The 18,834-nt window shown below is 57.1% G+C and carries 15 protein-coding genes; 11 read left to right on the top strand and 4 right to left on the bottom strand.

What is annotated here, in order from left to right; translation table 11 throughout:
* Positions 1-171: 171 nt before the first annotated feature.
* From ABIT76_05540 to kaiC, 3 genes are read right to left on the bottom strand one after another with little or no spacing between them, the layout of a single operon-like run.
* Positions 172-3,393, bottom strand: a complete 3,222-nt coding sequence (locus tag ABIT76_05540) for a PAS domain S-box protein (GenBank protein ID MEO7932603.1) — start codon at positions 3,391-3,393, stop codon at positions 172-174.
* On the bottom strand, positions 3,390-3,683 hold the full coding sequence (locus ABIT76_05535; GenBank protein ID MEO7932602.1) for a circadian clock KaiB family protein: 294 nt from the start codon (positions 3,681-3,683) through the stop codon (positions 3,390-3,392). Before ABIT76_05535 ends, ABIT76_05540 begins: the two co-directional genes overlap by 4 nt.
* Entirely contained in the window at positions 3,680-5,395 is a 1,716-nt protein-coding gene (kaiC, locus tag ABIT76_05530; protein ID MEO7932601.1) for a circadian clock protein KaiC, read from the bottom strand. Before kaiC ends, ABIT76_05535 begins: the two co-directional genes overlap by 4 nt.
* Before the next feature lie 364 nt (positions 5,396-5,759).
* On the opposite strand from kaiC, the gene ABIT76_05525 reads away from it, so the two are divergent.
* From ABIT76_05525 to ABIT76_05475, 11 genes are all read left to right on the top strand, one after another.
* Entirely contained in the window at positions 5,760-6,641 is an 882-nt protein-coding gene (locus tag ABIT76_05525; GenBank protein ID MEO7932600.1) for a hypothetical protein, read from the top strand.
* A 95-nt stretch (positions 6,642-6,736) separates the two neighbouring features.
* Positions 6,737-7,987: an urea ABC transporter substrate-binding protein gene (urtA, locus tag ABIT76_05520; protein ID MEO7932599.1), complete on the top strand. Its 1,251-nt coding sequence runs from the start codon at positions 6,737-6,739 to the stop codon at positions 7,985-7,987.
* Positions 7,988-8,131: 144 nt separating this feature from the next.
* A complete protein-coding gene (urtB, locus tag ABIT76_05515) occupies positions 8,132-9,832 on the top strand; it encodes an urea ABC transporter permease subunit UrtB (GenBank protein MEO7932598.1) in 1,701 nt (566 codons plus the stop codon).
* 4 nt (positions 9,833-9,836) lie between these two features.
* The gene (gene urtC / locus ABIT76_05510; GenBank protein ID MEO7932597.1) at positions 9,837-10,976 is read left to right on the top strand and encodes an urea ABC transporter permease subunit UrtC; all 1,140 of its coding nucleotides are present in this window, start codon (positions 9,837-9,839) and stop codon (positions 10,974-10,976) included.
* On the top strand, positions 10,973-11,737 hold the full coding sequence (urtD, locus tag ABIT76_05505) for an urea ABC transporter ATP-binding protein UrtD (protein ID MEO7932596.1): 765 nt from the start codon (positions 10,973-10,975) through the stop codon (positions 11,735-11,737). Before urtC ends, urtD begins: the two co-directional genes overlap by 4 nt.
* A 1-nt stretch (position 11,738) precedes the next feature.
* The gene (gene urtE, locus ABIT76_05500) at positions 11,739-12,458 is read left to right on the top strand and encodes an urea ABC transporter ATP-binding subunit UrtE (GenBank protein MEO7932595.1); all 720 of its coding nucleotides are present in this window, start codon (positions 11,739-11,741) and stop codon (positions 12,456-12,458) included.
* A 48-nt stretch (positions 12,459-12,506) separates the two neighbouring features.
* The gene (locus tag ABIT76_05495; GenBank protein MEO7932594.1) at positions 12,507-12,809 is read left to right on the top strand and encodes an urease subunit gamma; all 303 of its coding nucleotides are present in this window, start codon (positions 12,507-12,509) and stop codon (positions 12,807-12,809) included.
* Position 12,810: 1 nt separating this feature from the next.
* Entirely contained in the window at positions 12,811-13,119 is a 309-nt protein-coding gene (locus tag ABIT76_05490) for an urease subunit beta (GenBank protein ID MEO7932593.1), read from the top strand.
* Positions 13,116-14,843 (top strand): urease subunit alpha, encoded by a 1,728-nt coding sequence (gene ureC, locus ABIT76_05485; GenBank protein MEO7932592.1) that lies wholly within the window; start codon positions 13,116-13,118, stop codon positions 14,841-14,843. The genes ABIT76_05490 and ureC overlap by 4 nt, the downstream gene beginning before the upstream one ends.
* 12 nt (positions 14,844-14,855) lie before the next feature.
* Positions 14,856-15,278 carry an urease accessory protein UreE gene (locus ABIT76_05480; protein ID MEO7932591.1) on the top strand — a complete coding sequence of 141 codons (423 nt, stop codon included), beginning with the start codon at positions 14,856-14,858 and terminating at the stop codon, positions 15,276-15,278.
* 143 nt (positions 15,279-15,421) lie between these two features.
* Positions 15,422-16,126 (top strand): urease accessory UreF family protein, encoded by a 705-nt coding sequence (locus tag ABIT76_05475; protein ID MEO7932590.1) that lies wholly within the window; start codon positions 15,422-15,424, stop codon positions 16,124-16,126.
* A gap of 4 nt (positions 16,127-16,130) precedes the next feature.
* Here the strand turns inward: ABIT76_05475 and ABIT76_05470 are convergent, their stop codons facing one another.
* On the bottom strand, positions 16,131-18,749 hold the full coding sequence (locus ABIT76_05470) for a COR domain-containing protein (protein MEO7932589.1): 2,619 nt from the start codon (positions 18,747-18,749) through the stop codon (positions 16,131-16,133).
* Positions 18,750-18,834 lie beyond the last annotated feature (85 nt).

Genomic DNA, 18,834 nt, shown 5'->3' with positions numbered 1-18,834 from the left:
AGCTCGAGGCCTGTGGCGGCATTCGGGGCGACTCTAACTTCGTAGCCTTCCCGGCTCAGCAGCGTCTCGAGGATCTCGCGCATGATCTCCTCGTCGTCGATGACGAGGATCGTCCCCTTGCGTGTGGTGGTCGGCGCCTGCGGGTCGTTGTTGATGGCGGTCCTGCGCATTTCAAGCCTGCCTGTTTGCTGTCTGTGCGCGTTCGGACGCGCGGGCGGTGGCCAGTGGCAGCGTCAAAGTGAAGCGCGTGCCCTGCCCCGCGTTGCTCTCACACGAGATGTTCCCGCCGTGCTCCTGGACGATGCCGTAGGTGATCGAGAGGCCAAGGCCGGTGCCTTTGCCGATTTCCTTGGTGGTGAAGAAGGGATCGAAAATTTTATTGATGACATCCGCCGGCATTCCGGTGCCGGTGTCCTCGACGCGGACGACGACGTAGGGGCCTGCCTTGGCCTCGGTGTTCAGCCCGATGTAATCCTGCGAGAGGGTGACGTTTTCCGCCGAGAGGGTGAGGATGCCTCCGCCTCCAGGCATGGCGTCGCGGGCGTTGACGCAGAGATTAAGGATCACCTGATGAAGCTGGGTGGCGTCGCCGATCACAGGCCAGACATCGTCAGGAAGGACGGTGCGGATCTGGATGTGTTTGAGGAAGGTGTCGCGGGCAATCTTCTCGATGTCGCCGACGATGTGGCGAATGTCGACCTCGATGCGCTTGCCGGTAACGCCACGGGCAAAGGAAAGGAGCTGGCGCACCATGTCGGCTCCGCGCTCGGCGCTGGCGCTGATGTTGGCGAAGAGCTCCTGATTCTCGGACTCCGGGTATTTCATTTTCAGGAGTTCGATCGACATCAGGATCGGAGCGAGGGAGTTGTTGAGGTCGTGGGCGATGCCGCCGGCGAGGGTGCCGATGCTTTCCATGCGCTGGGAGCGGAGGAATTGCTGCTCGAGCTTTTTGCGTTCGCTGATGTCGGTGTCGATGACCAGGATGGCGTGGGGCGTGCCATCGGAGTTGCGGACGAGCGTCCAGCGGCTGTTGAGAGTGAGAACGGTGCCGAAGCGGTTCGTTTTCTGCATTTCACCGGCCCATTCGCCTGTTTCAAAAGCGATGGCTTCGGCCTCGTAGAAACGTTCGTGGTCCACCTTCAACATTTCCACGAAGATCTGGCCGCGCGCTTCTTCGGAGGTCCAGCCGTAGAGGCGCTCGGCGCTCTTATTCCAATAAATAATGCGGTGCTTCAGGTCGCGCACCATGATGGCGTCGGGGGCCATGTCGAGGAGAGCGGCCTGTTCCGCCATTTGCCGCTCGGACTTTTTGCGATCCGTCACGTCCCAGTTGACTCCAATCATGCGTTGCGGTTGACCGTCACTCGACCGCTGGACGATGCCATGGGCCTCGATGTCGCGGACCGCACCACTGGGCCAGACGACGCGGAACTCGGAATGAAACTGTCGGCGGCCTTTGAGCGCATCTGTAATATCCGCCACGGCGCGCTCGCGATCCTGGGGATGCAACCCTTTTTGCCACGCATCCACGGCTCCCGAGAAATCGCGCTCGCGAATGCCGTAGAGCGCATACATCTGCGCGTCCCAGATCATTTTGTCACCGGCCACATCCCAATCCCAGACGCCGATATGAGCGGATTGGGTGGCCAGAGCGAGTCGTTGCTGGATTCGGAGCAACTCGTTCTCGGTTTGCACGCGTGCCGAGATGTCCAGCAGGTGGGAGACGAAATAGAGAGGCTCGTTTCTAGTGTCGCGAACCAGCGAGACGCTGAGAGAGGCGGGAACAGAATGCCCGTCCTTGTGAATGTAGCGTTTATTGAGCTGATAAAAGAGGCGTTTCCCCTCCAGAACCTCGCGGACCAATGACAGGTCGGCGTCGAGATCCTCAGGATGCGTGATCTCTTGGAAAGTCCGCGCCAGCAACTCTTCCTCCGTGTAGCCGAGCATCTTACACACCGCGCGGTTCACCTTCAGCCAATGTCCATCGGGGGCCACTAGCGCGATGCCGATGGGAGCGTGCTCAAAGGCTCCGCTAAAACGCTCCTCGCTCTCCCGCAATGTCTCCTCGGCCAGCTTACGCTCGGAAATATTGGTGTGAATGCCGATCCACTGCCGGATCTCGCCCTCTTCGCCGAGCACCGGCACGGCGCGAACGTTCATGTAACGATAGGTCTGATCCCGTGCACGAATCCGGTGTTCCACTTTATAAATCGAGCGGGTGGCGACAGCCGCATTCCAGACGCGGAAAGTTTCCTCCTGATCGTCGGGATGAATGGCACTGAGCCAGCCTGCTCCTCCATATTCCTCGAAGGTCTGCCCCGTGAAAGCGCTCCAGCCCGGTTGCTCGCTCTCAAATTTCCCTGAAGCGGGCGTGTCCCAGACGATATCCGACGTCGCTTCCACCAAGGAACGAAAACGTTGCTCGTTAAATCGAATCTCTCCTTCCGCTTTTTTGCGCTCGGTAATGTTCGCCAGAACCGCAGTGAAATACCCCGGCTCATTGCTGTAAGCCGAGACGGAAAACCAGATGTCCAGATGCTCTGCATAAACCTCGAACTGCTCCGTGCGGCCCGTTTTTGCCACCCGGTGGTAAGTCTCCAGAATTTCGGGACTTGCCTCGAGCAGGCCCGGCACCAGTTCGCTGACTTTTTTGCCGGCGACATCCTTCAGTCCGGTGTGCTTTTCAAATGCGGGATTGACTCGCAGATAAACGAAATCCACCGCGCGATCCCCTTCATAGATCAATTGGCAATATGCACAGCCTTCCAGCATGTTCTCGAACAACGAGTGAAACAGCGTCTCGCTTTCCTGCAATGTTTCCTCCGCCAGCTTGCGCTCGGTCACGTCCACATGCATGACCACCGCACCCGAGACGGCGGTGTCGTCGAGCTTCGTGACCATCAACTGAAACCAGCGCTGCTCATCGGGCGAATGGCAGGGATACTCCAGCGCATAATTATTTAACTCCCCTCTTAAAACGGCGCGAATGCCCACGGCCGCCTCAAACGCCTCCTCCGAACAATCGCCGGTCGCCGCCTCGCAGATTTGTAGATAATTTTGCCCCACTCCGCAGCGAGAGGGCTGCAAGCCATTGTTCTGGGCAAACTGTTTCCAGCGATTGTTCACCGAAAGGATCGTCCCCTCGGAATCGATCAGCGCGATATGCGCGGGCAGGGCATTGAGAATGGAGGACTGCACGGCATCGTTTTGCCGGAGTTTTTCCTGCGCCTGATGCAGAAGATAAGAATGCCCACCCGGCAGGAGCACAGAGTCGAGCTCCCCCCCGGCCAACTCTTGAAGCCGGCGATGGATCTGGTCGAGCTGACGCACCAGAACCGAGATCTCATCGAAAGTTTCCTTGGCCGCCTCGACGTTTTGGCTCTTCTTTTTCATTGGGGGGAACTAGCGGGTAACCCCAACCCTTGCAGCAGGTTCTCGCGATGGCTGAGGTTGCCAATGACTTTACGGACGGGCTGGGGAGAAAGTTTTACCAATAATGGAGTCATCATCACCCCGTCCTGCAACGCCCGGGCTTGGTCGGTGAGCACATCCACGATTTCGATCTCGTGCCGTTCGGCCAGATATTCGCGGCAAAGGATGCGCAGATTGTCGATGGCTTGAATGGAATTTGGCCCGTCGCCGGCTACATAGAGACGGAACTTGAATGTGGGAGGAACGCTCATTTCTCATCCGTCCCACGGAGTTCATCCAGATGAGTCACTCCGCTGGCGAGTTTTTCGGCACGGTCCACTCCGAGGCGGGTCAAGATTTCCTTCTCGGCGCGCTTGGCGTTTAAGTCGAGTTGCACGGCTTTCAGCTTTACTTCGAGGAGGGCTTCCTCGGCTTCGATGGTGGCTTGCTTGAGTTTCTTCGTTGCCTCGGCCTCGGCGGTGGTCGATTGTACGGCGCGTTCCTTTTCCCAGCGCAAGGTGCCCATTAGGACCTCTCCGCCAGCAGTGTAGGCGTCGGCCAGGGTCACTCCCTTATCACTCAGGAGAAGTTCGCGCACTTGGTTGGAATGCGCCGTGCCGCGCGACTTGACGATGGAGAGCCCGCGATTTCGCTCCCCGGCATGGACGTGATAATTCAGATGAATCCAAGTGTCGGCCAGAGTGGAGATTTGCGAGGGCGAGCTTTCCACCTGCATTCCCGCTTCTTGCAAGAGACTGGTGCAAAGCATGGTGATCCCGGCGTTTTTCGTCCAATCCACCAGGCGCTCCGCTACACCGTAGGCCGTGTTTTCGTTTCCAGATTTGGACAACGCCGACAACGGGTCGATCACCAGACAACGGGCCCCATGTTCCTTGGCGAGGAGTTTGATCTGCATGAAGTGAATCTCCGCACTGCCAGAGATGGCCCGGGCGGAAACGATGCGCAGCAGCCCATTCGTTACAAAACGCTCCAACTGGATGTTTACCGAGGCCAGATTACGAATCACCTCGGCCGCATCGGAGTCGAAGTTAATCATCAACGTACGCTCGCCCCGCAGACAGGCCGCCTCGGCAAAGGCCCCGCTGAGAGTCGATTTCGCCGTGCCGGGAAAGCCCGTCACTAGAATGCTCGCGCCCCGATAATAGCCTCCCCCGAGCATGGCATCCAGCCGCTCCACCCCGCTGGAGAGACGCTCCGTCACCGCCAGACTCTTGGGCATTTTCTCATAAGACATCCCGCTCCCACCGGCCACCACCAGACCCTCGGGTCCGATCAGGAAGGGTGCTTCATTCTCCGAAAAAGTGCTGCCGCGATACTTGGCCACCCGCAGATTGCGCTGGGAGATTCCCTCGATCACCACATGGTTCAGCAGCACTGCGCAATCCACCATATACTGCATGAAACTGAGTTGGGGTTGATTCGTCGCCCGCCGATCCTCGTGGTCCACCTTGGCCGTTATGATCGCCGTAAAGTTGTGCTCTAGCAGCCATGCGTGCAGCCGATAAGCTTCCCGTCTTTCCGCCGCCGGATCATTCAGGAGAGCCAGCACCACATCGATCGCGTCGAACACAATCCTCCGCGCGCCGATCTCTTTGGCCTTGGCCTCCAGAGCCGCCAGCATTCCGCCCAGATCAAAAGTCCCCGCCTGATAAAAGTCTGGCGTGGGTTGCGCATCCAGAAAGAAGAGCTTCTTCTTCTGCAAAGTCTCCAAGTCCCAGCCAAACTTCGAGGCATTGGCCACCAGCCGCTGCGCACTCTCCTCGAAGGCCACAAAAATCCCCGGCTCATTCTCGAGTCGCGCACCATTGACCAAGGTTTGCATGGCCATGATCGACTTGCCCGAACCGGGGCCCCCCTCGATGAGAGTGGTGCGCCCTCGCGGCAGACCGCCTTGGGTTATTTCATCGAAACCTTCGATGCCGGTTTGGGCCTTGGACGACGGGACGGGAGGGGGGAGTTTCATATAGGTCACAATGAACAACTTGCGAATCCCTAAATAATCGAATTCCTGCCCCATATTGGTCCTAATTAAACGAATTGCGAGAGGTAAATACGCCCTGCAGTATTTCGATTGCCCAGCATAGGCCAGGCATTAGGGCGGCACTCTTGTCGGACGTGGGCAATAATCGCCACCACTGTTATTTATCTTTCATTCAAAGATATAATCTCAAGTTTTGGATAGAGCATTTCCCAACCCGCTTGCCGGGCCCCCGCCTCTGAAGCGCAGGAGATTTGACAAAAAACGGCTCATTTACCACCTGTGGCATCCTCTTTGCTAAGGGACGCTCGCCGAGTATTCGGCACTTAACAAAACCAAACCAAAGGATATGCTAACAATCAGTAAAACAAAAAACATCTTCAGTGCTGCCATTCTTGGCGGTTTACTGTCCACCACCGCACATGCCGGTGAAGTAACTGCCTCCAAAGAAGTCAAAGCCGTTGAAACTCCAGAGCTAAAATCCTGCATCAGCGGCGATTTGGGCGTGGCCGTGGTCAGCAAATACTTCTCTCGTGGTATCCAACTCGAAAACCAGGGTGTCATTGCCCAGCCTTACGCCGACCTCTACTTCAAACTTTATGAAGGCGAAGGTTTCATCAGCAAAGTCACTCTGAACCTCGGCATCTGGAGCAGCTTGCATTCGCACGATCAGCCTAGCATCGGCGGCGGCACGAATCTCCAGAGCTGGTATGAGTTCGACTACACTCCGGGCATCTCCGTTGTGATGGCCAAGAACCTCACCGCGACTCTGAGCTACTTCGAGTTCGACAGCCCTGCTGACAACTTCAGCCCGGCCCGCAGCATCAACCTGAACCTCGCTTATGACGATACCGCGATGCTTGGCAAATTTGCCTTGCACCCGCACGTGGCCGTCCTCGCTGAAATCGGCGACACCGTCGCTGGTCTGGCTCCTGGTGGCTGGTACTACGAAATCGGCATCGCTCCCAGCTTCGCGGCTGGTCCTGTGACGTTTACCTTCCCAATCAACGTCGGTCTCGGCGATGACAACTTCTACGCTGGCGAGACCTATGGTTACGCCTCGGGTGGTGTCACCGTTTCCACGCCTCTGTCGTTCGTTCCAGCCTGCTACGGCACCTGGACGGCGAGCGCCTCTGCCACCTACTTGAACCTCGGTGATCACACCACTGCGGTGAACGTCGGCAAAAGCGACGACTTCGTCTTCGGCGGATCGGTTGGACTCGCGTTCTAACTGCCGTCAAACAACTGGTTAAGTAATGCCGGATGTCGCTCTCCTAGGCGGCATCCGGCTCACCTTGCAAACAACTCACTAGCTAACATTTATTTATGAAAAGAATTCTCTCTCTTGCCTGCATGGCACTCGCACTTCTCGCGAGCGGCGTTCACGCCGAAGACACCGTCAAAGTCGGTGTCCTTCACTCCCTCAGCGGTACCATGGCCATCAGCGAAACCTCGCTGCGCGACGTGCTGCTCTTCACCTTCGACGAAATCAACGCCAAGGGTGGCGTGCTCGGTAAAAAAATCGAGCCAGTCGTTGTTGATGGCGCTTCCAACTGGCCTCTCTTCGCCGAGAAAGCCAAGCAACTCCTCGAGCAGGACAAAGTTGCTGTCACCTTCGGTTGCTGGACCAGCGTGAGCCGCAAGTCGGTTCTCCCAGTATTTGAAAAAGACAACGGCCTGCTCTTCTACCCTGTGCAATACGAGGGCGAGGAACTTTCCAAAAACATCTTCTACACCGCCGAAGCCGTCGGTCAGCAAGCTATTCCAGCCGTTGACTACCTACTCGACCAAGGCAAGAAGAAGTTCTATCTCATCGGCACCGACTACGTCTATCCACAGACGACTAACCTCGTGCTCCTCGAGTATCTTCTCAGCAAAGGCATCCCGATTGAAAACATCGGCGGCGGTCTTCGCAAGGACGACACTGGCAAGGTCATCTCTGCTGGCAAATACACTCCATTCGGCCACACTGACTACCAGCAAATCGTTTCCGAGATCAAACAATTCGCAGCCAGCGGCGACGCTTGCGTGGTGAACACCATCAACGGCGACTCGAACGTTCCATTCTTCAAAGAGTTCGCTGCCACTGGACTCACTTCCGAAGATTGCCCGGTTGTTTCCTTCAGCTTGTCTGAAGACGAGTTCCGCGGTCTTCCCACCAAGGATTTGGTCGGGCACCTCGGTTGCTGGACCTACTTCATGTCCATCGACAGCCCTGCTAACAAAGCCTTCATCGCCAGCTGGGAAAAATGGCTCCAGACCACCAAGGTTCCTGGCATCGTGAAAGAAAAACGCGTGACTTGCAGTCCAATGGTTCTGAGCTACGACGGTGTTTACCTCTGGAAAGCCGCTGTTGAAAAAGCAGGCAGCTTCGACGTGGAAAAAGTCACCGCAGCCCTCGAGTCCGGCGTCTCTTTCGACGGCCCCGGTGGCAAGGTCACCATGCAGAAGAATCACCACGTCACCAAGACGGTGTTCATCGGCGAGACCAAGGCGGACGGCCAGTTCAAGATCGTCAAGACCTTCCCCGACGTTTACGGCGAGCCTTTCTTGAAAGGCACTTTCACCAAGAAATAATGGTGGCTTAGTCTTCTTAAATCAGGAGAGGCAGATTCGTTTCTGCCTCTCCTTTTTTATGAGAGAAATTTCTAACATGGTTATCTAACTCCACTCGGCTACAGCTCACAGTCGAGTTCCAATCCGCTCAGGACTTCGTTGAACATGCGCACACTTATTTTATCTATCTTATTCGTCGTGCTGGCTTCCGCAGCCGACGCCGCCGAATCCCCGCAAGTCAGGCAGCAACTTGCCAAGGCCATCACGTCCACCGGTGACGAGCAGGCTACGATTATTACCACTCTGGCCGACAGCGGTTCCGCTCTAGTTAGAGATGTCTTTAATGCCTGGCCGCGCGACGGAGTATTTCTCTACACCGATCCACAAGGCACCGTCATTCCAGTCTTACTCGACTCAGAAAAAGATTCTACCGACAAAGCCAAAGCAACTCGCATTGATACCGGGGAATTCCTAAAAGATTCGACTAATACTCCAATCAAGTTTGCAGCTTCCGAACTCAAGCCCGTGGACACCACTTCCAAGCTGCGAAAGACCATCAAGAACACACTCGATCTACTAGCCTTGGCTAACCCAGATCCGGCCCAGCGCATCTCTGCTGTCATGAAGCTGGGTCTCGCCCAGAAGACGGCTAATCTCGGTACTCTCCAGGCACGTCTCGGCAAGGAAACCGACAAGAAAGTTCACAAAGCCTTGGAGGAAGCCATCGCGCTGATGCAGCTCAAGGATCCCTCGTCTGCGGTGCAGGTGGCCTCCATCAAAAAGCTGGCTTCCGTCAACTCCATCAGCAGCTTGGATTTGATTACCAAACTCACGACTGATCCGCAGACGGATCCCACAGTTTTGAAAGCTGCCCAGGCGGCCACGAGTTCCATCAAAGCCTACATCCAGGGCGTCAACTTTTTCGGCACCATTTTTCGCGGACTCAGTCTCGGCTCCATCTTGTTAGTTGTCGCGCTCGGACTCTCCATCACCTTTGGACTAATGGGTGTGATTAACATGGCGCACGGCGAGATCATGGTCGTCGGTGCCTACACTGTTTATATCGTGCAATGTATCTTTGGAGCCGGGCTGGAACTTTCCCCGTTTCGCATTCCGATCAAACTCCCGGGCTTGCATCTCACCGGACCTGCATTCGAGTGTTACTTCATCGTCGCGCTGCCAGTGGCGTTTCTAACTGCGGCTATCGTTGGTATCGCACTGGAACGTACGGTCATTCGCTTTCTCTACAAGCGGCCACTCGAATCGCTCCTCGCGACTTGGGGGGTTTCCCAAGTTCTGCAACAACTTTATCGCCTCATCTTCGGCGCGGCTAATGTTCAGGTAAACTCCCCCAGCTGGCTGAGCGGCAACTTCACGATCAGCGACGTGATCTTTGGTTACAACCGCGTTTTCGTCATTGGTTTCGCCATCCTCATCGTCATCGGAACGTGGCTCCTGCTTTCCAAAACTCCACTCGGATTGCTCATTCGGGCAGTCATGCAAAACCGCAACATGGCCGCCTGTATGGGAGTTAGAACCGAACGTGTCAACATGCTCACGTTCGGCTTTGGCAGCGGACTCGCCGGACTCGCCGGAGCGTTTCTGTCGCAGATCGGAAACGTCGGGCCGTCACTCGGGCAAAGCTACATCGTCGATTGCTTCATGACCGTCGTGTTAGGAGGCGTCGGCAGTATTTTCGGCACCGTCTGTTCCGCCGTCGGCATTGGTGTGGTCGATCAAAGTTTGCAGCAACTCCTGCTAAATCCCGTCATGGGAAAAATTATCGTACTGGCTGGCATCATCCTGTTCCTGCAATGGCGTCCGGCTGGAATCTTCGTCACCAAAAGCCGCAGCCTGGAGGGTTAACCACATGCGCATCTACTCTAAAAACGAATTCGTTGGGCTCATCATTTTCGCCGTCCTTGCGATTCTAGTTCTGCCCGGATTAAACGCCTACACATCGGAAGGCAGCCTTCTGCATGTTAGTAATTTCTCAATCAATCTTTGGGGGAAATATCTCACTCTAGCCACGCTCGCCGTGAGCGTCGATCTACTCTGGGGTTACACTGGTCTGCTAAGTCTGGGTCAGAGTCTATTCTTCTCGCTGGGCGGCTATGCCTTTGGCATGCACCTCATGCTTCTGATTGGCAAACTCGGCCAGTACAAGAGCAACCTGCCAGACTTCATGGTCTTCCTCGGCTACCAGAAACTGCCCGCCTTGTGGGAGCCTTTCTACAACTTCTGGTTCGCCAGCGCTGCGGCCATGTGGGCACCCGGTCTGGTGGCGCTGTGCCTGGGCTTTCTAACCTTCCGGTCTCGCATCAAGGGCGTCTATTTTTCCATTCTCACCCAGGCTGTCACCTACGCGGCTTACATTCTTTTCTTAACCAACGACGTCGGCTTCGGCGGGAATAACGGCCTTACCGACTACAAGTTTGTTCTCGGCCATGACATCCGCCTAGGTGAGACACAGCGCGGACTTTACATAGCGAGTGCCATCCTACTCCTACTCACCTACATGGGTTGCCGGTGGTTGATCTCCACAAAGTTTGGCAAAGTGCAGCGCGCCATTCGCGACAGCGAAACGCGCGTGCTCTTCTCTGGTTACGCAGCGGCCAACTACAAGCTTTTCGTCTTCGTGATCAGCGCAATGATCGCCGGTCTCGCCGGTGCGCTCTATGTTCCGCAAGTCGGCATCATCAACCCCGGCGAAATGGCCCCCGAGAAATCATTGGAAGTCATTGTCTGGGTCGCGGTCGGCGGGCGCGCCACGCTTTTCGGGCCGATCATCGGCGCCATTTTTGTGAATGCCCTGAAGAGCTGGGCCACGCGGGCTTATCCCGATTATTGGCTGATCATTCTCGGCGGACTTTTCATCGTCGTCGTGCTCTTCATGCCGAAGGGAATCGTCGGTTTGCCAGCGCAAATTAAGGCGCTGCTCACGCGCAGAAAAGAGGAGGAGGATGAACCAGTCGTTACCATCACCCCAGTCGAGGAGGCAAAACCATGAGCCAGCGTCCATTTCTACTCGCCGCCGGCGGAGTTAACAAAAGTTTCTCCGGCTTCAAGGCGATCAACGACCTCAACTTCTATCTCGATGAAGGCGAACTCCGCACCGTCATCGGTCCGAATGGCGCGGGTAAAACGTCGTTCCTCGATCTCATCACTGGACGTTCCAAACCCGACAGCGGCACCCTGGAGTTTGAGGGCAAGCACGACCTCAGCAAGATGAACGAGTACGAGATTTATCGTCTCGGCATCGGGCGCAAATTTCAGACGCCCACAGTTTACACCGACCACACGGTTTGGGAAAATCTGCTGCTTTCATTGGAAGGTTCCCGCAGCGTTTTCCCATCGCTTTTCTTCAAACTCAACTCCACGCAAACCGATCGCATGGAGGAAATCCTGAAGACGATCAACCTCATCCGGCAGCGCGATTGGAAGGCGGGTTCGCTCGCGCATGGTCAGAAGCAATGGCTGGAGATAGGCATGTTACTCGCCCAAAACGCGCGGCTGTTGTTAGTCGATGAACCCGCAGCCGGCATGACCGACGAGGAAACGCACAAGACCGGCGACCTGCTGCTCTCGCTCGCGGGCAAGCACAGCATCATCGTCATCGAGCACGACATGGTCTTCGTCCGCCAGATTTCGCAGGGTCGCAAAGTCACCGTGCTCCACCAGGGCCACGTGCTCTGCGAGGGACCGGTCGATGAAGTGCAAAACAACGAAAAAGTCATCGAGGTCTATCTCGGCCGCAGCAAAGCCCACTAACATGAATATCGATCCTACCAGCCTGACTGTGAGCGGAGTGGAGGCTTCCATCGGAGGCAGCCGCATTTTGCGCGGAGTGAATTTCGAGGTGCCTCCGAAGTCCGTATTCTGCCTGATGGGCCGCAATGGCGTGGGCAAAACCAGTTCGCTCCGCAGCATCGTCGGCCTGATGAAAACCGACGCTGGAAAAATCCATCTCGGCGGCCGTGAACTCAACAAGATGCTGCCCGAGGAACGCGCCCGTGCCGGCATCGGATTCGTTCCGCAAGGACGCGAGATTTTTCCGCATCTAACTGTCGAGGAAAACCTGGAGATCGGCATGAAGGCGCAGGGGTTGAATGGCAACAAAAAAGCCAAACTCGACCGTGTTTTTTCGCTCTTCCCGATTTTAAAAGACTTCCTGCCGCGCAAGGGCGGAATGCTCAGCGGCGGCCAGCAGCAGCAGCTCGCGATTGGACGCGCACTGCTCACGGAACCAAAGATTCTCATCCTCGACGAACCCACTGAAGGCATTCAACCTAACATTATCGACCAGATCGGCGAGACGATCAAAATGCTGCGCGCCGAGGGCCAGATGAGCATCCTGCTCGTCGAGCAATACCTCGATTTCTGCAAGGAACTCGCGGATACCTTTGCAATCATGAATCGCGGGGCGGTCGTCGTTGCCGGTCCGGTCGCCGACCTCACGGAGAAAGTCATCAAAGAGCACCTCACCGTCTGATTTTTTGGCTCGTCTGAGTTAGAGCGGACACTTTAAGATTCGAGTTCCATGCATCTCTCGCCCCGCGAACAGGAAAAACTCCTCATCGTAGTCGCCGCCGACCTCGCCCGACGCCGTCAGGCCCGCGGAGTGAAACTGAACTACCCCGAGTCCATCGCCATCATCACCTACGAGATTCTCGAAGGCGCGCGCGATGGAAAATCCGTGGCCGAACTCATGAGTTACGGCACCACCATTTTGAAACGTGCCGACGTCATGGAAGGCGTGCCGGAAATGATCCACGAAGTCCAGGCCGAGGCGACCTTCCCCGATGGAACGAAACTGGTCACCGTCCATAATCCCATTCGCTAACATGATCCCTGGAGAAATCATCGTCGCCGTTGCTCCTAACATTCCCGCGAATGTCGGGCTTCTAACCAAACCGCTCACTGTTTCCAACACCGGCGACCGGCCTATCCAGGTCGGCAGCCACTATCATTTCTTTGAGACCAATTCCGCACTCGAGTTTGATCGCAATCTAGCTCGAGGATTCCGTCTGAACATTCCCGCTGGCACGGCCGTCCGGTTCGAGCCCGGCGACACGCGCGAAGTCGAGTTAGTAGTCCTCGGCGGCACCCGCGAAGTCTTCGGACTCAACGCAAAAATCAACGGCAAACTATGAGTCTTTCTCTTTCCCGCCGCCAATATGCTGAAATGTTCGGCCCGACCGTGGGCGACCAAGTCCGGCTCGCTGACACCGAGCTTTTCATCCAAGTCGAACGCGACCTCATCGCAGAGGCCGGGGCTTATGGTGACGAAGTGAAATTCGGCGGCGGCAAAGTCATCCGCGACGGCATGGGCCAATCCTCCACCGCGCTCGACGCTGATTGTCTCGACCTCGTCATCACCAACGCTCTCATTCTCGATGCCATCCAGGGCGTCATCAAAGCCGACATCGGCATCAAAGCGGGTCGCATCGTCGGCATCGGACACGCCGGCAACCCCGGCATCCAGCAGGGCATTTCTCCGAACATGATCATCGGCGCGGCCACGGAAGTCATTGCGGGCGAGGGTTGCATCATCACAGCGGGCGGCATCGACACGCACATTCATTTCATCTGCCCGCAACAGATCGAGCACGCCCTCGCCAGCGGCATCACGACGATGATCGGAGGTGGCACCGGCCCAGCGCACGGGACTTACGCGACGACCTGCACACCGGGAAAATGGAACATTCACCGAATGCTGGAAGCCGCCGACGAATACCCGATGAACCTCGGCTTCCTCGGCAAAGGAAACTGCTCCACGCCCGAGCCACTCCGCGAGCAAGTGCTGGCCGGCGTGATTGGACTCAAACTCCACGAAGACTGGGGCACGACTCCCGCCGCGATCGATTGCTGCCTCGGCGTCGCGGACGAACTCGATGTGCAGGTCGCGATTCATACCGATACCCTGAACGAATCCGGCTTCGTCGAAGACTCTATCGCGGCGTTTAAGGGACGCACCATCCACACCTTCCACAGCGAAGGCGCGGGCGGCGGACACGCGCCGGACATCATTCGAGTTTGCGGCGAACCTAATGTTTTGCCGGCATCGACCAACCCGACGCGCCCATTCACCGTCAACACCATCGACGAGCATCTCGACATGCTGATGGTCTGCCATCACCTCGATTCGAAGATCCCCGAGGACGTGGCTTTCGCCGAATCGCGCATCCGACCCGAGACCATCGCGGCGGAGGACTTGCTGCAGGATCTCGGCGCGTTTTCCATCATGTCCAGCGACTCGCAAGCCATGGGCCGCATCGGGGAAGTCATCACGCGCACCTGGCAGACGGCGCATAAGATGAAGACCCAATTCGGCCCGCTAACATCCGAGTTGCATCCGAATGCCGACAACTTCCGTGCCCTGCGCTACATCGCGAAATACACCATCAACCCCGCCATCGCCTCGGGCATCGCGCATGAGGTGGGTTCCATCGAAATCGGGAAACTCGCCGACCTCGTCGTTTGGAAACCGGCGTTCTTCGGCGTCAAACCCGAGGTCATCCTGAAGGGCGGCCTCATCGCCATGGCGAACATGGGCGACCCAAACGCCTCCATTCCCACACCGCAGCCCACGTTTTATCGCCCGCAATTCGCCGCGCACGGACGCGCCAAGTTTTCCACGTCGGTCACCTTCGTCAGTCGAGTTGCATTGGAATCGGGCGACCTGCCGAAGCTCAACAAACGCCTCTCCGCCGTCAGCAACACCCGGCACATCGGCAAGCGCGACATGATCTGGAACAACTACCTGCCCCACATCGAAGTCGATCCCGAGACCTACACCGTCAAAGCCGACGGACGCGAACTCCGCTGCGAACCCGCCACCGTCCTCCCCATGGCCCAGCGCTACTTCTTGTTCTAGGCAAAGGATGCCATGCAACTCATCCGCGACCACATCCACTCTCACGGCGATTTGCCCGTCATCCCCCTTCCGGTGGACCGGCTCACCCTCGCCAAACGACGCTGGCGGGGCAAAGCCGCAGACGGCACCGAGTTTGGCTTCGACCTCGAACACCACCTCCACGATGGCGACACCTTCCACCAAGAGGGCATCCACATCTATCGCATCCAGCAAACCCCGGAGCCCGTCCTCTCTGTCGTGCTCGACCCGGATTCCACCGCTGCGGCGCGCCTCGGCTGGATGATCGGCAACCTCCATTTCCAGCTCGGCCTCGCTCCCAACGCCGTCCTCGTCCCCGACGACCCCGCCCTGCGCCAGCTCTTCGAGCGGGAGCACATCGCCTACCAGGCCGATCACCGCGTCTTTCATCCGCTCTCCGGCGGACACCACCATTGAGCGCGGAGTCCGCAACTCCGGGGAGCGCACGCGACTCGCGTGCTGTTTCTGGCGACTCGCCGGAAACCGCCCCCTTCAATGGCACAGCCACATTTCCAGTTCCAGACATCGGGGCGAGTCGCCCAGATGAGCACGCGAGTCGCGTGCGCTCCCCGGACCTCCCCGCAGACTCCCTCCCCTGGCTCCCGTTCCTCCTCCAGACCTCCGACGCGCTCTTTCCCACCGGGGCTTACGCGCATTCCCTCGGGTTTGAGGAAATCGTCCGGTTGCGCGTCGTCAGCGACGAAACCAGCCTCGGCCACTTTCTCCACCAGCAGCTCCTCCCCGCCCTCGCCGGGCTCGAACTCCCCACCCTCCGCTTCGCATACGACTGCGACTCGACTGACGACCTCCTGCTCCTCGACCGCGAGATCAGCGCGTGGAAACTCGCCCGCGAGACCCGAGAAGCCAGCGCCCAGCTCGGCACCCGACGGCTGAAAGCCCTCCAATCCATCCACCCCTCCCCGCTCCTCGCCGACTTCGCCCACGCCATCCGCAGCGGACACGTCCTCGGGCATCACCTCATCGTCTGCGCCCTGCAAGCCCGCATCGAAGCCGTGCCGCTGCCCGCCGCGCTCACCGTTTACGCCTACCAAAGCCTCGCCGCCTGCTGCGGAGCCGCCCTCAAACTCATCCGCATCGGCCAGGACGGCTGCCAGCGCGTCTTGCGAAACGCCTCCGCCGCCATCCCCGGTGCCGTCGCCAGTTCCATGGAAGTCGCCCGTGCCGACGCCGGCAGCTTCAACCCGATGTTAGAGATCGCCTCCATGCGCCACGCCCACGCCACCGAACGGCTGTTTATCTCGTGAGGAATTAAGGGGCCAGGAGAGCCATTACTTGCCGCACGGACTCGATCACGAGAGGACCCATTGCCGCAACTGTCTTGGCGGCATCGACTAATCCATCGCCGGTCACCTCCAAAAGTTTACGACGTGGTTGGGGCTTTAATGCCTCCTTAGTAAAACTCTCCAAGTCGTCTTTCACCGTCTGTTTGTCGGCGAGTTCTGGACTTGATGCGAGCTTAGTAACCTGACCATGCAAAGCTTCCAACGCCGACTTCATCTCGGCGTTCGTTGTTGCTTGGATCATTTTCAGACAATCCTGCAATTGCTGATCAATACCTACCGCAACGTTCGTCATATCATGGGCGGTTATAGTAACGGTTTTGTTTTCCTGTTTGCTCATATCGGCTCCTGTCATTTGCTCCACCTTTTCGATGTTGTAGGTGATGTTTGCGTGAGGGTTGCCAGCATTTGGTAGCTCTGCAATGGCTTTCTGGATTTTGGCGCGAGCTTTCGGATCAGTCACTCCATTCAGCCACGTAACCACCTCGACGTTCCCAACCCCACCAGGTAGCCAGATTGACGGCTGCTCGTTACGTTCCGCTTCGAGCAGGTTGTCGAAGGGGTAGGCTTCGGCATTCGGAAAACCGGGGGGAAAGGTATATTCCTTATTGCCCAAGCCCTCTTTCTCCCGACAGATTTCGATGAAGTGCTGGCGTATGACTTCCAATGCGCGCGCCCGACTGGGGCCACTGCCAGCCACCGCGATGCGGATTCGCTTCTCCTTCGGATGCGCTGTCACTAGGAAATCATGCTCCCCAATCCTTGACCGCAGGCCCAGCCGCCAACGCTTGTCGGTCTTGCGATGGCTGTGCATGGCCACGATGAAGCGCGAAATTACACTACTCGGCAGAATACGAGGAAACCGAATTTCGAACTGAAGCGAGTCATCCATCCCTTCCCCGACCCCTTCCGGAGCGGCTGCGGGCAACGCGTTGGGAACCAGATACCGTCGGCTCTTCCCACCCTGCGTTAATTGATAGCAGAGCTTGAAGGTGAGCATCATCTCCTTAATGAACTTCTGCGCCTCTGGAGGGTAGTGGTTTTGCAGTTTGGCATCGCTCAGCAGCTTACCAAGCAGGGCATCGTCGAAGACGCCTTCGTTAGTAGCCAGTTCTTTCGCCAGCACCACCGCATACACACCCTCTGTCACCCACTTGGGGTTAAGGATATGAGTATTCTCAAGCGGCATCCGGTCGGCGTAGTTCAGCATCGTGCCGAGGTCGTTTAGGAAAATGGCAAGCAATTGCTGATCCTCGGCGTCTGCGATCCCCGCTGCTAGGCATCGCTGTTGGTAGTCGCCGTAACCGAGGAAATCGATACCGGGTTGCTCCAAGCCATCTTTTACCGCCATCCAGGAAGCCGGAAGCTTGTAGTGGATATGGCCGAGTTCGCTGCGGACAGCGTCTAACACAGCTTGCCGCAAGCGGTTCATATTCTTAGAAGCCGGGTGCGTTTGATCGCAGGAGACGGGAATGAAGTCGATAATCTTGGTATGCAGCTTCTTGAGATCGCCCGCGTCGTTCACCGTTCCCTCGTATTCATCCTGCTTGCTCAATGCCACGATGACTGGCGCATTTGGGGCAATCAAATGAATGAGGTCGATCCAGTAATACAACCCTTGCGCCGCCGCCTGGTCGTCCCTCGGTTGGAAGACCAGTACATACACTGCCCGTTGGCTGAGGAAAAACTCGTGCGTGGAATGTTGAATTTCCTGTCCGCCGAAATCCCACACATTTAGTCGCAGGTCTCCGTCGCCATTGTCTTGCGGCACCATCCACGGTGCTACTTTGATGCCTTCGGTTGTTTTCTTTCCCTTCTGGAATGTGCCATCCCGGAGATACTCAATCAGCGAGCTTTTACCGTGGCCGCCAGGGCCAACCACCAGTATTTTGGCCTCGCTCAAGGGATAAGAGGAACCCGCCTGCAACTGGCGCAGATACCGAGCGATACGTACCGGCGCTTGGGGCTTGATTTGCTGTTCCTCAGGCAGCTTTCGATTATCCGGTGTATAAACCTGAAGCCAAGTTGGGCCCAATATTTCCACCGGCAGTCCCAAAGCCGGATTGGTGTGCAGATACAATCCAGTGAGCGCGTGGCTGGATGCAAGATCAGTTAGACTATCAGGCAACTTCGTGAGTTGGTTGTCGTGAAGAATAAATAACACGAGAGAACTCAGGCGGGAAATCTCCGCCAACAAGTCCGTCAGTTGGTTGTTAGCTAGGTTAAGATACTTGAGGACGGAGAGTTGGGTGAATTCAGCAGGCAGCTTTGTCAGCTTGTTGTCGAAGAGAGCAAATGCACTCAACGCGGTGAGGTCGCCAATCTCGGCGGGTAGCGTCACCAGAAAGTTAGAGGAGACATCGAGATCTATTAGAGCAGAAAGTTTGCCGATCTCGGCGGGCAGCGTTGTCAGTTTATTGCGGTAAAGATTAAGCTCCGTGAGAGCGGTGAGTTGGCCAATTTCTGCGGGCAGCGTCGTGAGGCCCAGTCCACTCAAATCCAAGGTGGTGTCTCCGCTGGCGCGGGCTTCGGCGATGCGTTGGCGGGCGATGTCTTCGGGCGTTTGGTTGGATTTCTTCTTGGCCATGGCTGTGTTTTTTAGGGATTTTACCGGAGCTTTGAAACGGGAAACGCCCGGTTACTGGGGAAAAGGCTGGTCGTCGGCCAAACGA

The sequence above is a fragment of the Chthoniobacterales bacterium genome, from assembly GCA_039930045.1.
In the GTDB taxonomy this organism is placed as follows: domain Bacteria; phylum Verrucomicrobiota; class Verrucomicrobiia; order Chthoniobacterales; family DASVRZ01; genus DASVRZ01.
This window is presented reverse-complemented; position numbering and strand designations above follow the sequence as displayed.